Origin of the sequence: Candidatus Sororendozoicomonas aggregata, assembly GCF_031528575.1 — a bacterium.
Lineage (GTDB): Bacteria > Pseudomonadota > Gammaproteobacteria > Pseudomonadales > Endozoicomonadaceae > Endonucleibacter > Endonucleibacter aggregata.
In genome coordinates this window covers 1-14,001 of record NZ_JAVLSP010000016.1, presented here as the reverse complement: position 1 = coordinate 14,001, position 14,001 = coordinate 1, and the positions used below count along the sequence as shown (strand labels likewise).

Below are 14,001 nucleotides of genomic sequence, written 5' to 3'. Positions count from 1 at the left end.
ATGACCAAATATTCAGTAATATTTGCAAGCGTCTAATAATTTATATTCACCAAAAGGATTGATCTTGTCACCATAAGGGGACCTGTCACCATGCTGTTTAGAAATAAACCCGACCTGACCGAAAACGACGTCACCAGCAAGGGGCTGTATTTGCGTCGCCGGGAGTTTATTCGCCTGGGTGCTGGCGTTTTGGGGGCAATGACCCTTGGTGGTCTGGCCTGTGGCCCGGCCATGGCTGCGCGCTCGTTAAAAATTGTTAAGAAAACCAACCTGACCCCTGACGAAAAGCTGACCAACTATGATGCGGTAGTGGGTTACAACAACTTTTATGAGTTCGGAACCGGCAAGACTGACCCGGCAGAAAATGCGAAAGGCTTTGTCACTGATCCCTGGTCCGTCAAGATTGACGGCGAAGTAGAAAAGCCGGGTATTTATGCCCTGGAGGATCTGATCGACTTTAACCAGTTGGAGCAGCGCATCTACCGTCTCCGTTGTGTGGAAGCCTGGTCAATGGTCATCCCCTGGATTGGTGTGCCACTGGCTTGTGTCATGAAGAAGGTTGCCCCCCTGTCCAAGGCGAAATATGTTGCCTTTGAAACCCTCCTTGATCCCAAACAGATGCCGGGGCAGCACCGATCTGTATTGAACTGGCCTTATCGTGAAGGTTTGCGTATGGACGAGGCCGCCCATGACCTGACGTTCCTGGCTGTTGGTTTGTTTGATGACATTTTGCCCAATCAGAACGGAGCGCCAGTCCGTTTGGTCGTGCCCTGGAAGTATGGCTTTAAGTCCATCAAGTCCATCGTGCGCATCAGTTTTACTGAACAACAGCCGCCCACTAGCTGGAATATGCTTGCCCCGCGGGAATACGGTTTTTATGCCAATGTAAACCCGGCGGTTTCTCACCCCCGCTGGTCCCAGGCGACCGAACGCCGTATCGGCAACTTCTTCCGGCAGGACACCCTGCCATTTAATGGCTATGCCGAGCAGGTAGCCGGTCTTTATAGCGGCATGGACTTGAGGAAAAATTACTAAGATGCAAACCATGCAACGCTTTTCGCGCGGTAAAGCCCTATGGTGGCTGGTTTTTTCAGGCGGTTTACTGCCCTTGCTGTTTTTGATCGTGCAGGCTTTGTTCGGCACGTTGGGTTTTAACCCGGTGGAGACTATTAACCGCTTCACCGGGGACTGGGCTTTTCGCTTCTTGCTGATTGCCCTGGCGGTGACGCCCCTGCGGGTGCAACTGAAGTGGACCTGGTTGGGTCGGTTTCGGCGAATGCTGGGACTCTATGCCTTCTTTTATATGCTTCTTCACCTGGCCAGTTTCATCGTGTTAGACCACTTCTTTGATGTGGGAGCGCTCTGGCAAGAAATTTTGCAACGCCCTTTTATCACCGTGGGGGCAGTTGCTATCTTGTTAACGATTCCTCTGGCTGTAACCTCCCTCAGGAGTGTTCAGCGCAAAATGAAAGCCGCAAACTGGAAGCGGCTTCATAAAACGGTCTATTTAATTAATGCTCTGGCTCTGTCGCACTTCTTTATGATGGTTAAGGCCGACTATCTGAAGCCTCAAATTTATACGGTGATTCTGGTGGTTTTGCTTGGGGTTCGGATCATGAAAGGCCGCTTACCAGCCCTTCATCACCTGTGGCGTTAATACCAGTGGCCTGTTCTGACGTACGACTTATTCTCTGTATTCCGTTTTCATAACCGCCCCCTGTTCCCAACGACAGTTTCTGGAGAACTGCTTGCTTAAAAAATCTGCCTGGTCTGCTAGTATCCGTCGGCTATTGACCAGTGCCAGATATTCAGCCACATTGGGTCTATAGGGAAGTGCAATGAGGGACATCCCTGTGTCTTCCAGCAAATGATTATCCTTGTGCTGATTACAGCGCCGACAGGCCGCGACGACATTTTCCCACACGTCTTTCCCTCCCCTGGAACTGGGCACAATATGATCCCGTGTTAACTGGGACCTGTGAAGATGCTTTCCGCAATACATACACCGAAAACCATCCCGCTCGAAAAGTGCTGGATTACTGAGCGTAGGATTATTTCGGCGGTGGATCAGTTTTTTTCCACCACAGGCAATAATGCTGGGTAGTTCGATAATGGTGCGCCCACCGGTGATACGATTAAAGCCTCCATGGATTCTATAAATAATATCACCCAGGCTCCAGCACACCAGATTCCGTGAGTAGAGACATACTGCATCCTGCCACGTTAACCAGTCAATCGGCTGCCCTGCCTTGTTCAGTCGGAGGATATGCATTGGCATGATTCCCGTTTTCCATAACGATGACTGCCGATTTGCCAGGTCGGCACTGTTGCTCTCGCCCTTTTAGTATTACCTTAATTTGCCGGGAGATGGAACCGGATGTTGCTTGAGCGGGTCCCATACACTTAATCAGGCTTAGTCGACGTGATGGCATAACGATTATATCAAACAGGTCAGGTGAGATGTTTTACCAACCGTCTTTTCTAACTCCCGTAAGAGCTGACAAACCGGACGGCAGAGAGTAGAAGAGTAGAAAAGAGTAAAACAACGAGAAAGCCCGCTATTGTCAGGCGTTGCAACGCACCACTGGCATTGAGCTTGTCAGCGTAAAGCGTCGTTAGAAGAGTCGATTGGTATCAGACACAGACTGTTAAGATGGCTTCTCAGGGGGTGAGAAGCGCAGGTACCCTTCTGAACTATCCGTTGTTGTTACCATTACTGTTTTTGCCTTTAACACTTCTTACCGGGTTTACAGCATCAATATCGTATGACTGGTGAATGCGATAAGTGATGGCACAGCTATTATTAGGCAAATCCTTGAGCAAGGCGTTCACTCCCCCTTGATTTTGCGTCCAGGTAAAATCAGCGGCTTGCCTGACAACCTGCCACTCGCTATTGGCGGCTTGAAAAGCTTCACACTTCGAGGGGAAAGTTGTACCTACCAGACTATAGCTCAGACAGCGTCGTCCAAATTTAATCAATGTCGTATTTTTCCAGACACTGTCTTTCTCTTTACCCCAGGTAGCCATAATACTAAAACTGCGGTTATTGAAATAGCCGGTGGAGGCAACGCCATTGGCATGTTCTGTCAGGCCGCTAAACTCCTTCTTAATAGCATTGTCACAGCTATTAAAGCCGGCTTTATGGGCCATGCTGATCAGATCGGTGCCATAAGCTGTTGGGGCAAACAATAAAAAAGCCAGAGCAATGGTCGCGTGTTTCATAATTGCACCCCTTGCAAGTCATCTAAAAAATGGGCTTACCTTGTCAGGTTAACGGCAGTAGGGAAAAGGGGTTTAATAGTTTATCTCTATCATGCTGATTTTATTTATTGTTTTTGTCGTTTACGGCAATTCAATTATGATAGGCGTGTATTCACACAGTGGAATGAAAAAAATGGAACGGTTTACAGTTTTCGGGCGTCCGGGTTGTGGTTTTTGTGTACGAGCAAAGGAAGTGTTAGAAAAAAAATCACTGAACTACCGTTATGTGGACATCCACGCTGAAGGAATTTCCAAGGAAGACCTTGAAAAAACAATCGGCAAGCCAGTGGAAACAGTGCCTCAAGTGTTTCATGGCAAACGCTATATTGGCGGCTTTCAGGAGCTGGATGCTTACCTGAAAACCCTGACTGTGAAAGCGTGCTAGGAGCCTGACCGAGAATAGCGCCCGTAGCGAGGATTACGAGAAATTGAGGATAAAAACTTCTGCTTCTGAGGATAATAGTGGGGCTATTTGACGAAGAAGCAGGAATTTTTAGACCCATTTATCGCAACCGCAGTAGGGTAGTCTATTCTCGGACAGGCTCCTAGGAGCCTGTCGGACTTATGTTTTCGAGCATAAAATTCAGTAGGGCGAGTCAGAATTAGAGTTTAATGGCAGAGTCGCCTGGCGTTCAGGCAGACTCAAAACAGCTTGTTCGGGTGATGTGTGGGTGGATGGTTGCTGTTGAGCGATAGCCTGTTTCATCAGGCCAGCGTTGGGTCTGTGTAACGGTAAATTCGCGAGTGAGGGTGATCGCTGATCTTCTCCAGTCGCGCGTCACTGCGCTGGAGCCTTTCCTGCCTGGCCTGTGGATCAAAGGGGCGAATAGGGTTAAATTCCGGCAATGGCTTACCAGGGGCCAGCTGAATAAATAACGGCAATGGCGTATTAATTTGGCCGGGATACTGTTGTTTTACCTCGGGGTCTTGTTGACGAATGTCGTTGATATTTTTTGACCAGGTGAGATTTGCCCGAAGATGGGGAGCCAGTATCCGCCTGATAATCACAATTTCATCGGCAGGCATTTGTTCCAGTATCCGAATATCTGCGCCTATGGCATCTGAGGCCAGGTATTTTTTCTGCAAATGGTCTATGGCTTCGCAGGCAGTCAGCCTGACAGTACCACTGTGGCTTGCCGCCCAGCTGAAGCCAACCCGTTTAGGCGCTTTCGCAAACAGTTTTAACTGACGATAGCTTTGCACAAAGTGTATGTGCTGAATTTTTAATCCACCTAACAGACTTTCCCGTAAGTCATCAGACGTTTGTTCAATGGCTTCAATACTGTCGCCAAAGAGTTTTCGGTAATCACCCATGGCTTGCTTAAAGCGCAAGCGTGCTGTATTGAGCGCGTGACCAAGGGTAAGGGTTTCAGGTGATACACCAACAAGCCCAGGCAGACGTGCCGTTTCCTGCTTACTTTGGTTGGACAGATAGGTCAGGCAGGTACTGACCTCAGCCGCTTTTATACGATCACCGGGTGCATCTTCAGGGGTGGATTGACCTTCTTTCATCACCCAGGCAGGCAGATGACCATCGTCAATAACCGCTTTTTTAAACGTCTGGTTAGTGTTAACCAACTGAATCAGGGTGTCGCGAACGGCAATTTTTGCTGCGGTTTCTTTACTCATAACTGCTCCATCAGGGTGCCAGCCGATCTATTTGCCAATCAACCGCCGAATCCGAACTTCGGCTATAGAGGAAGCGATCATGTAGTCGATTAGGGCGTCCCTGCCAGAACTCAATACTCTGAGGAACAACGCGATATCCCCCCCAAAAAGACGGCAGTGGCACTTTACCATCGCTGAATTTACGTTTTATTTCGTCCAATTTCATTGCCAGCAGCTTTCTGCTGGTGATAACAGAACTTTGTTCAGAAACCCAGGCACCGAGCTGGCTGCCATGGGGACGGCCGCTAAAGTAATGAAGGGATTCTCTCTTGCTGATTTTCTCAACACTACCACGGACAATCACCTGGCGTTCGAGGGTAATCCACGGAAAGAGCAGAGCCGCTTGTGGATTAACAGCAATATCTTTGGCTTTTCTGCTACCGTAATTGGTGAAAAAAACAAAGCCACGGGTATCAAAGTATTTAAGCAGGACTGTCCGAAGCCCCGGCATTTTATCAACGTCCACAGTGGCCAGACTCATGGCATTAGGTTCAGGTAGCTGTGCTTCCTGCGCCTGTTTAAACCAGAGGGAAAATTGCTCTAACGGGTCATTACTCAGCGAATCTTTGCTAAGACCGGCCTGAGTATATTCTTTGCGCAGGTGACTGATATCCATTGTCCAGTATCCGGGATTGACAGAGGCAAATTCTAATGCCCCAGTGTAAAGGGTTTTGTGATACAGCAAAACGGGTAAAGGCTGAGAATTTTTTGAATCTTCTTCTTATCGCTAAACCGCGTTTAGTTGACTAGACTTGATCACTGGTTATTTTGTTTAGGACCTGCAAGTTTTGGAGTGTACTGATGAGTAAAGTAACTACTTTTATCTATATGATCATTTTTATGTTCGCGGCCCCTGCGTGGTCAGACGCCAAAAAAGGCATAGAACAGCCTTTTATTATCATTTTTGGTGACAGCCTGTCTGACGGCGCGGTCCTTGGAGACAGGAAGGGCAACAATAATTGGGTGAAGGCCGAGGGTCGCACTGAACAAACGGGTCTGGGTGCGCCTATTACCAATTGGCCAAATGATAAACCCTCTACCTGGGTTAACTTTATGACAGAAGGACTTTTTCCGGGAGAAAACGCTATGGGGCTATTGTCTCAGAGCCCTGAAAAATTAAGTAATGTTAAGGTTCTCAATGCTGCTTTTGCTTCTGCTGAAACCGGTGATAACTTTGTGAACGATAAATCAGCAAAAGCCTACGCGCCGGTTGAGGGTCAATGCACCAACTATGGTGACTTCGGTCAATACAGCTGTGTTCCCGGCGCTATAAAACAGATTGAGCTGGCTTCCAAAAAGGTTCCTGACTGGAAGATGAAGATCGCTGCGGTCGCATTGTGGGCAGGTGCTAATGACATTCTCAACAATGTTGGCAAATTGCGGTCAATTTTTGGAGAAAACCTCGATAAAAGCGATGTTTTCACCAAGGAACTTGAAAAATTAGAGCTCAAAAATGGTAATTGGACGGAGTCGTCCTTTAATCAGTTTTTTAAGGATTTGGCCGGTGATCAGTATGATACATTACACTTTTCAAACCCCATTAAAAATACCCGTAAGGCTGTTGATATTTTAGTACATGACAAGAAAGTGCCAGTTGATAATATACTTGTGATTGGCTTGCCTGATATGGGTAAGTTCCCTGCGACCGCTGTATCACCTGCTATTTCAACGTTACTGACTTTGTTAAGCCAAGGTTACAACAGTTTATTGCAATACGTGACGCTTCGCAGTGACATCAAGAAAGGATTATCATTTGTTGATATCAGCGCGTGGCAGCAGCGACAGACCAAAGACCCCGCATGGGTTCAGGACGCCCTTAAAAGAAACTGCGTTTCAGAAAAACAACAAGAGTTGTGTATGGCAGGGAGTATGCGGTCTTCCATAAAAAAACCCTACCTTTTTTTCAATGATAAACACCCGACGGTTGCGACACATAAAAAAATGTGGGAAGAAATAAAGCGGCAGGTCGAATCAACTAACAGTCAATCAATATTTACTCGTCTAATCAAAAATGCTTCACTGAGTCAGTAATAAAGTCGTCAAAGACCGCAAGTGCTGTAAGTGGCTCAGAAGGGGCCACTTAGCACTGCGATGGTAAAGTTTTTTTACCGCCTACGACCTGTGCTGACAATGAATAGTTTATCACGAAGAGTATCTAGCCCGGATATTTCATAAACATGCTCCTGGCCTTGCTTGCTCCTTGTGGCTCTAAGGGCAGTTTATGAAATATCCGGGCTAGGAGCCTGTCGGACTTAAGACAGTTTCGGCCTAAAATCCAGAAAGTGCGAGAAAGTGCGAGAAAGTGCGGCCAGAATTTCCGATCAATTTGCTTAAACAGGTCAACTATTCGCACAAAATGATCGAAAATTCTGACTCGCTCTACTGAATTTCATGCTCGAAAGCATAAGTCCGACAAGCTCCTGGGAAGTTCCCATTCCGATAGCAGGTCGCTAAAGCTGCCTGTTTTATTCGTTACAGCACCAGGCTCGCGGAAAATCAAAAAACAGGCAGGTTTTCTCACAGGTTTCCCTTTTTCCAAAAGATCATGAGCAGCTTCTGAGGGTTTTTGCCGCTGCAACCATATTTTTAAGGGCTGCGTCTACTTCCGGCCAGCTCCGGGTTTTCAAACCACAGTCAGGATTAACCCATAATTGCTCTGGTGGCAGGTGCTCAGCCGCTTTCTGCATCAGTGTTGTTATAGACGACGATTCAGGTACGTTGGGTGAGTGAATATCGTAAACACCCGGGCCAATATCATTGGGGTAATGGAACTGCTCAAAGGCATTAAGTAGCTCCATATCCGAGCGGGAGGCCTCAATACTGATCACATCGGCATCCATTGCGGCGATATACTCAATGATTTCATTAAAGTCGCTATAGCACATGTGCGTATGAATTTGAGTGCTGTCCTTTACACCACCGGCTGACACCCGAAAGCTTTTCACCGCCCAATCAAGATAGGTTGCCCAGTCTTTTTTACGCAGGGGCAGACCTTCCCGGATAGCAGGTTCATCAATCTGGATAATATCAATCCCCGCGCTTTCAAGGTCCACCACCTCGTCACGCAAAGCCAGGGCCAGTTGCAGGCAGGATTGGCTTTGATCAATATCCTCCCGGGGGAAAGACCAGCGTAAAATGGTCACCGGACCTGTGAGCATGCCTTTGACGGGTTTACTGGTCTGCTGTTGGGCAAATTGACTCCATTTCACCGTCATAGGCGCTGGTCGTTCAATATCACCAAGAATAATGGGGGGCTTCACACACCGGCTACCGTAGCTTTGCACCCAGCCAAACCCGGTGAATAGAAAACCATCGAGCTGCTCACCAAAATATTCCACCATGTCATTACGCTCTGGCTCACCGTGTACCAGAACATCCAGCCCCAATGCCTCCTGATGTTGCAGGACGGTTTGAATTTCCTTCTCCATGGCGGTTTCGTAACTTTGTAAGCTGATTTCTCCTTTTTTAAACTGGCGACGAGTACGTCGGATATCAGCAGTCTGGGGGAAAGAGCCGATAGTGGTGGTCGGATAAAGGGGTAAATCCAGCTTTTCCTTTTGTAAGGGTTTTCGAGTTTTAAAGGGCGTGGCCCGATAGGTCATACTTTCTGTCAGTGCGGATACACGCCCTTGAACGGCTGGTTTATGGATCAGGGAAGATGCCGCTTTACTGGCAACAGCCAGGTCGGAGTCCGTTAAAGCGGCTTTGTCGGCAGCCGTGGCCGTGCCATTGATGTTGCGAGTCAATACGGCAATTTCAGTGCATTTTTGTTTGGCAAAAGCTAACCAGCTACGGGTTTGATGGTTGATATCCGATTCACTGTCAAGATCCACAGGACTGTGAAGTAGCGAGCAGCTTGAGGATACCCACAACCGATCTTCGAGCCGTTCCCTGACTGTTGCCAGGGTGTCAGTCAGTCGGGTCAGGTCTGCTCGCCAGATATTGCGACCATTAACGACACCGGCTGACAGTACCTTGTAGCGGGGCAGCCGATCCAATAGAGGTGTTATCTCTTCTTTACCCTCAACAAGGTCAACATGCAGCCCGTCCACAGGCAGATTAACCGCCAGCCCAAGGTTATCACCCAATGGCCCGTAGTAGGTGGTGAGCAATGTTTTAATGGGGTGAGCTTGTAGCTTGTTGTAGGTTCCCTCAAAGGCTTGTTGCCAGGACGGCGGTAAGTCCAGAGAAAGAATCGGTTCATCAATTTGTACCCACTCAATGCCCAGGTCACTCAGTTGGGATAAGACACTGGCATACAAAGGCACCAGGTCATCAAGCAAGGATAATTTATCGAAGTCTTCACCTTTGATTTTACCGAGCCACAGCCAGGTTAAAGGACCAAGGAGAACGGGTTTCGTTTTTAGTCCAAGAGCAAGGGCTTCTTTGACTTCAGCCAGTAACAGCGTGCTGTCCAGTTTAAAGGTCTGGTTTTTTTTCAGCTCTGGGACAATATAGTGGTAGTTGGTGTTAAACCACTTGGTCATTTCACAAGCTGCTGCCGGTTGGCCGCTCGGTGCCTGGCCGCGAGCCATACGAAACAGCGTATCAATATCGGTGGCAGAAGCATCACCAAATCGTTCTGGAATCGCACCAAACATCAGGGAGTGGTTTAATACATGATCATACCAGGCGAAGTCACCAACAGGGATATAATCCAGACCTGCCTGTTGTTGAGTTTGCCAGTTACTGGCTCTGACCTGCTGACCTTCTTCCAACAATTGCTGTTGGGTGATCTTCCCTTGCCAGTATGCTTCAACAGCAAACTTTAGTTGACGTTTATTACCGATTCTTGGAAAGCCAAGGGTGTGTGAAACTGACATTGCCTGAACCCATACAGTGAAAGTGTGTTGCTGTTGTTATACAAACAGTTATACAAGCATAAAGACTGAAAAAGACTGAAAAAGACTGAAAATGGTGTCCCTGCTAAGGAGCCTGTCGGACTTATGCTTTCGAGCATAAAATTCAGTAGGGCGAGTCAGAATTTTCGATCAATTTGTGCGAATAGTTGACCTATTTAAGCAAATTAATCGGAAATTCTGGCCGCACTTTCTCGCACTTTCTCGCACTTTCTGAATTTCAGGCCGAAATTGCCTTAAGTCCGACAGGCTCCTAAGGGGCACCAGAATCATAAGGTTTACTATTTACTAGTTAGCAACTTGAATCAAACGCATTTTTTTAATAATAAAGGTGAAAATTTTTCATAATGACAGGAAGTGTTTATGGCTGAAAGAACGCTGGGGATTGAGTTACGTCATTTGCGAACCCTTGAAGCACTTAAAGACACGGGTAGTCTGGTACAGGCATCCCGTCTTCTGCACACCACCCAGTCGGCATTGTCCCACCAGCTTAAAGAATTGGAGCAGAGGATAGGCATCGAACTGTTTGTCCGAAAATCGCGCCCACTGCTGTTCACCACAGCGGGACTTCGATTACTGGCGCTGGCTGAACAGGTGCTGCCTCAGTTTAAAGCGGCAGAATATGCCCTTACTCAGCTCGCCGGGGGCGACACGGGTCGTTTGCATATCGCCATTGAGTGCCATAGTTGCTACCAGTGGTTAATGCCGACCATTGATGCTTACCGGGCAGACTGGCCCGAGGTAGAAATGGATTTTTCAGCGGGCTTTAACTTTGCCCCTCTGCCAGCCCTGGCCAGGGGAGAGTTGGATCTGGTAGTGACCTCCGATCCGGTGGATATTCCGGGGCTGGTGTTTCTCCCGCTGTTTGAATATGAAATGCGCCTGGCAGTATCCAAACAGCATCCTCTGCGGGCACAATCGTTTGTCGTCCCTGAAGATCTTGTCGATGAGACGTTAATTACCTATCCGGTACCACAGGAGCGCCTCGATGTGTTTCGTTGTTTTCTCGATCCCGCGGGTGTTGAGCCAATGGAGATTCGAACCTCAGAGCTGACTTTGATGATATTACAGCTGGTCGCCAGTCAGCGGGGAGTGTCGACCTTGCCTAACTGGGTTCTGGCAGAGTTTTTGACCAAGGATCAGATCGCTACCTTAACATTAGGGGAGAAGGGCTTGTGGTCAACATTATACGCCGCTGTCAGAGTAGAGCAGGTAACATTGCCTTATATGTCGGCCTTTATTAGCACCGCCAAGGATACTTGTTTCAGCACGCTCGAAGGCGTAGTGGCCAGCGATCCTTTACCATGATTTCAGCCAGGGTGGAACTTCTTTTAATACGGGTGGTCGAAAAAGCAGCAACAAAAATACTAAAACAAAAAACTGGAGGCGTCTTATGCAGGCTAATGGTGTTTTATCAGGTCAGGGCTCCATGGAGCCATTTGTCAATTCGGGTGATGCTGAAAATACCAACCGCCTGCAGCAGATGTATTATTCCTATGACCCCGTCAGGGGCACTTTGCTTAAGCGTGGCAACACCGCCGTAACCTTCGCCGGATTGACTGTGGCAGGTGCCGCAGGCACGACCTATTTAGCGCCACAATTGCCTTATTTTTCAAATAATGACACCACCTACAGTCACCTGGGGAATATGGCGATAAGGGTTCTGCGTGAAAATCCACTGGTCGCGGGGGCCGTGGGCGGATTAATAGGTGCTGGCGCTGCCGGCCTTATGGTGTATCGTGCTTATAACGAGGGCTTAAAACCACGCACGGCAGAGGCCGTTAAATCACTGATGCAAACAGTCATCAGGCGTGTTGAGAATAACCTCCAGGATATTGCCCGGTATAATGCCAACATTGAAGAGAATAAACGACGCTTAATTGAAAATAAAAGTGGCATGCTTGAGGAAAAGAAAGTCAATGAAAAAAGGGCAGAAGACGTTTATCAAGAAAAAATGCAAAAATATAACCTTGAAGCCGCCAAGGTGGCTGGTGAACTCAACGGGTATGTGAGTGGTATCATCGAAAGAAGGGGAAACCCGGATGTACTGCCAGGTTATGATGAGGCCCAACTGAATCAAAGACCCGATAATTATTATGCGTTGGGCAGGTCACTGTCCCGATTTATGGCTGAAGGTGATTATTCTTTTCTTTCCCAGATAGTATTAGTCAACCAATTGAAAAAGTGTCTCACTGAAGAACAATACCGGGGGGCAAAACGTATTCTTGCCAAGCTTCCCATTCAGCCGGTTAAATACAATGTTGTTGGTGTTCTTGAGAAGGAGTGGAACAGGTTGCAGGGTGAGCAACAATCAAACCAGCGAGAAGTAGGAATATTACAGCAACAGGTCAGGGAAGTATTAAAGCAATACCCTGTTCTTGAAGTAGGCGCACAGGGCAAGGTAAAAGAGCCCTCGCTTGGCGAGTTTTATAAAAATCTTCCCGAATAACAGGCTGACACAACCGGCCACAGCAGGGGAAAGGCCGGTTTAAGCGGCAGCTTTGAAGGTTGTGCCGCTGTTGCGATCTGCAATAAATGAACAACAAACAAGCATCCTGAACAGTGTGTTTTTCAGAGGTTTTAGTGGCGAACAGGTAAAAAAATTATTGTCCTCTTTACTGCAAGGCGCAATAATCTCAGTGAGTTGTCCACTAAAATAGTAAAATAAAAATCATGATACTTGCTGACGCGTGTTTTTATTGTGTTATTCGAACCTTTGTCCCTGACACCGTTTTTCGCACTGTTAATAAAGATCAAGAGCGGTAAGTTATGAAGCTCTTGATAAGACAGATTTACCATCAGTCGTGTTCCTTGCGTTACGGGCTGGCGGGAATCATCCTCCTGGCCTTGATGGCAGGTTGCCAAAGTATCTCAACCACATCCGGGGGGGAGCTTGGCGTTGATCGCCAGCAGCGTATGTTTGCCCTGCTATCAGCGCAGCAGGTGGATGAGATGGCTGACAAGGCTTACCGGGATACACTGAAAGCCAGCAATAAAAAGCAGGTGCTTAACCAGGACCGTGTGACCCTCAAAAGGCTAAGGGCCATAGCGGACAAACTTATTGCCCAGGTGGGTACCTTTCGTACTGATGCGTTAAAATGGGACTGGCAAGTCAACCTGATTACCGATAAACAGCTCAATGCCTACTGTATGCCAGGGGGCAAAATTATCTTTTACAGCGGCATTATCCATAAGTTAACGCTCACCGATGATGAGATTGCCGCCATTATGGGCCATGAAATGGCCCATGCCCTCAGGGAGCACGGACGGGAAGCCATGTCTGAGGCTTATGCTGTTGCTCTGGGGAAAAGTGCGCTATATGTGATGTTTGGGGTCAATGATGATGCATTGGCGTTAGCCGATACGGTCGTCAATTATTCTTTGACATTGCCCCACAGCCGCACCAAAGAAGTGGAAGCTGATTTGATGGGGCTGGAACTGATGGCGCGGGCAGGCTTCAATCCCCAGGCAGCAGTCACGCTCTGGGAGAAAATGAGTAAAGTCGGCGGCAATCAGCCGCCAGAATTTATGAGTACCCACCCTAATCATGATACGCGAATTAATGGCTTGGCAGCTGCCGTCCATAAAGTCAACGCCCTTTACCAACAGGCAAAAAACCCACAGTAAGAAAAACCAATGGAGCTACTGGGGTATTTTCATTAGAATGCTCCCAATTATTGATAATGTGATGATACAAAGGTGATGTTATGGATATCATGGATCAAATTAAAGAGCAGATTGAGTCACACGATATCCTGCTGTATATGAAAGGCTCCCCCAAGCTGCCCCAGTGTGGTTTTTCTTCCCAGGCAGTGCAGATTTTAATGGCCTGTGGCGAGAAATTTGCCTATGTGGATATTCTGGCCAACCCCGAGATTCGCGCTAACCTGCCCAAGTACGCTAACTGGCCGACGTTCCCTCAGCTTTGGATCAAAGGCGAGCTGGTCGGTGGCAGTGATATCGTGGCAGAAATGTACAGCAGCGGTGACCTGCAGAAAATGATTGCCGCCGCTGCCGGCGACGATGAAGCGTCAGATGAGGAAAAAACAAGCATAACCCATTGATTACGAAGTGCTTTCTCACGCGACCGAGTCTTGTCAGGGTGTTCATGGATGGGCTAGGAGCCTGTCCGAGAATAGACTACCCTACTGCGGTTGCGATAAATGGGTCTAAAAATTCCTGCTTCTTCGTCAAATAGCCCCACTATTATCCT

General features: G+C 47.9%; 13 protein-coding genes. 8 read left to right on the top strand and 5 right to left on the bottom strand.

The features are described from left to right. Positions 1-90 precede the first annotated feature (90 nt). On the top strand, positions 91-1,035 hold the full coding sequence (gene msrP / locus V4C51_RS05050) for a protein-methionine-sulfoxide reductase catalytic subunit MsrP (RefSeq protein WP_330925045.1): 945 nt from the start codon (positions 91-93) through the stop codon (positions 1,033-1,035). A 1-nt stretch (position 1,036) separates the two neighbouring features. Then, a complete protein-coding gene (locus V4C51_RS05045; RefSeq protein ID WP_330925044.1) occupies positions 1,037-1,657 on the top strand; it encodes a protein-methionine-sulfoxide reductase heme-binding subunit MsrQ in 621 nt (206 codons plus the stop codon). A 27-nt stretch (positions 1,658-1,684) separates the two neighbouring features. On the opposite strand, the gene V4C51_RS05040 is transcribed toward V4C51_RS05045, so the two are convergent. Continuing rightward, positions 1,685-2,278 carry an HNH endonuclease gene (locus V4C51_RS05040; RefSeq protein ID WP_330925043.1) on the bottom strand — a complete coding sequence of 198 codons (594 nt, stop codon included), beginning with the start codon at positions 2,276-2,278 and terminating at the stop codon, positions 1,685-1,687. Between the two features lie 416 nt (positions 2,279-2,694). Further along, on the bottom strand, positions 2,695-3,222 hold the full coding sequence (locus V4C51_RS05035) for a hypothetical protein (RefSeq protein WP_330925042.1): 528 nt from the start codon (positions 3,220-3,222) through the stop codon (positions 2,695-2,697). Positions 3,223-3,394: 172 nt separating this feature from the next. On the opposite strand from V4C51_RS05035, the gene V4C51_RS05030 reads away from it, so the two are divergent. Continuing rightward, on the top strand, positions 3,395-3,646 hold the full coding sequence (locus tag V4C51_RS05030; RefSeq protein WP_330925041.1) for a GrxA family glutaredoxin: 252 nt from the start codon (positions 3,395-3,397) through the stop codon (positions 3,644-3,646). A gap of 320 nt (positions 3,647-3,966) precedes the next feature. On the opposite strand, the gene V4C51_RS05025 is transcribed toward V4C51_RS05030, so the two are convergent. Both V4C51_RS05025 and pdxH read right to left on the bottom strand, forming a co-directional pair. Beyond that, the gene (locus tag V4C51_RS05025; protein WP_330925040.1) at positions 3,967-4,890 is read right to left on the bottom strand and encodes a hypothetical protein; all 924 of its coding nucleotides are present in this window, start codon (positions 4,888-4,890) and stop codon (positions 3,967-3,969) included. Between the two features lie 10 nt (positions 4,891-4,900). Beyond that, complete coding sequence (gene pdxH, locus V4C51_RS05020) at positions 4,901-5,545, bottom strand: pyridoxamine 5'-phosphate oxidase (RefSeq protein WP_330925039.1); 645 nt, start codon at positions 5,543-5,545, stop codon at positions 4,901-4,903. A 185-nt stretch (positions 5,546-5,730) separates the two neighbouring features. On the opposite strand from pdxH, the gene V4C51_RS05015 reads away from it, so the two are divergent. Further along, on the top strand, positions 5,731-6,960 hold the full coding sequence (locus V4C51_RS05015; RefSeq protein ID WP_330925038.1) for a hypothetical protein: 1,230 nt from the start codon (positions 5,731-5,733) through the stop codon (positions 6,958-6,960). Between the two features lie 512 nt (positions 6,961-7,472). Here the strand turns inward: V4C51_RS05015 and metE are convergent. Then, positions 7,473-9,752, bottom strand: coding sequence for a 5-methyltetrahydropteroyltriglutamate--homocysteine S-methyltransferase (gene metE, locus V4C51_RS05010; protein ID WP_330925037.1), 2,280 nt, complete (start codon positions 9,750-9,752; stop codon positions 7,473-7,475). A gap of 399 nt (positions 9,753-10,151) precedes the next feature. Between metE and V4C51_RS05005 the strand changes: the two genes are divergently transcribed. From V4C51_RS05005 to grxD, 4 genes are all read left to right on the top strand, one after another. Next, a complete protein-coding gene (locus V4C51_RS05005) occupies positions 10,152-11,096 on the top strand; it encodes a LysR family transcriptional regulator (protein ID WP_330925036.1) in 945 nt (314 codons plus the stop codon). Positions 11,097-11,181: 85 nt separating this feature from the next. After that, positions 11,182-12,237 (top strand): hypothetical protein, encoded by a 1,056-nt coding sequence (locus V4C51_RS05000; protein WP_330925035.1) that lies wholly within the window; start codon positions 11,182-11,184, stop codon positions 12,235-12,237. A gap of 320 nt (positions 12,238-12,557) precedes the next feature. Next, positions 12,558-13,415, top strand: coding sequence for a M48 family metallopeptidase (locus V4C51_RS04995; protein ID WP_330925034.1), 858 nt, complete (start codon positions 12,558-12,560; stop codon positions 13,413-13,415). Positions 13,416-13,495: 80 nt separating this feature from the next. After that, positions 13,496-13,852, top strand: coding sequence for a Grx4 family monothiol glutaredoxin (gene grxD, locus V4C51_RS04990; protein WP_330925033.1), 357 nt, complete (start codon positions 13,496-13,498; stop codon positions 13,850-13,852). Positions 13,853-14,001 lie beyond the last annotated feature (149 nt).

Coding starts and splice junctions, on each gene's coding strand:
- grxD (WP_330925033.1), top strand. CDS start 13,496: ATGGATATCATGGATCAAATTAAAGAGCAGATTGAGTCACACGATATC.
- V4C51_RS05040 (WP_330925043.1), bottom strand. CDS start 2,278: ATGCCAATGCATATCCTCCGACTGAACAAGGCAGGGCAGCCGATTGAC.
- V4C51_RS05030 (WP_330925041.1), top strand. CDS start 3,395: ATGGAACGGTTTACAGTTTTCGGGCGTCCGGGTTGTGGTTTTTGTGTA.
- metE (WP_330925037.1), bottom strand. CDS start 9,752: ATGTCAGTTTCACACACCCTTGGCTTTCCAAGAATCGGTAATAAACGT.
- V4C51_RS05000 (WP_330925035.1), top strand. CDS start 11,182: ATGCAGGCTAATGGTGTTTTATCAGGTCAGGGCTCCATGGAGCCATTT.
- V4C51_RS05035 (WP_330925042.1), bottom strand. CDS start 3,222: ATGAAACACGCGACCATTGCTCTGGCTTTTTTATTGTTTGCCCCAACA.
- V4C51_RS05015 (WP_330925038.1), top strand. CDS start 5,731: ATGAGTAAAGTAACTACTTTTATCTATATGATCATTTTTATGTTCGCG.
- V4C51_RS05025 (WP_330925040.1), bottom strand. CDS start 4,890: ATGAGTAAAGAAACCGCAGCAAAAATTGCCGTTCGCGACACCCTGATT.
- msrP (WP_330925045.1), top strand. CDS start 91: ATGCTGTTTAGAAATAAACCCGACCTGACCGAAAACGACGTCACCAGC.
- V4C51_RS05045 (WP_330925044.1), top strand. CDS start 1,037: ATGCAAACCATGCAACGCTTTTCGCGCGGTAAAGCCCTATGGTGGCTG.
- V4C51_RS04995 (WP_330925034.1), top strand. CDS start 12,558: ATGAAGCTCTTGATAAGACAGATTTACCATCAGTCGTGTTCCTTGCGT.
- V4C51_RS05005 (WP_330925036.1), top strand. CDS start 10,152: ATGGCTGAAAGAACGCTGGGGATTGAGTTACGTCATTTGCGAACCCTT.
- pdxH (WP_330925039.1), bottom strand. CDS start 5,545: ATGGATATCAGTCACCTGCGCAAAGAATATACTCAGGCCGGTCTTAGC.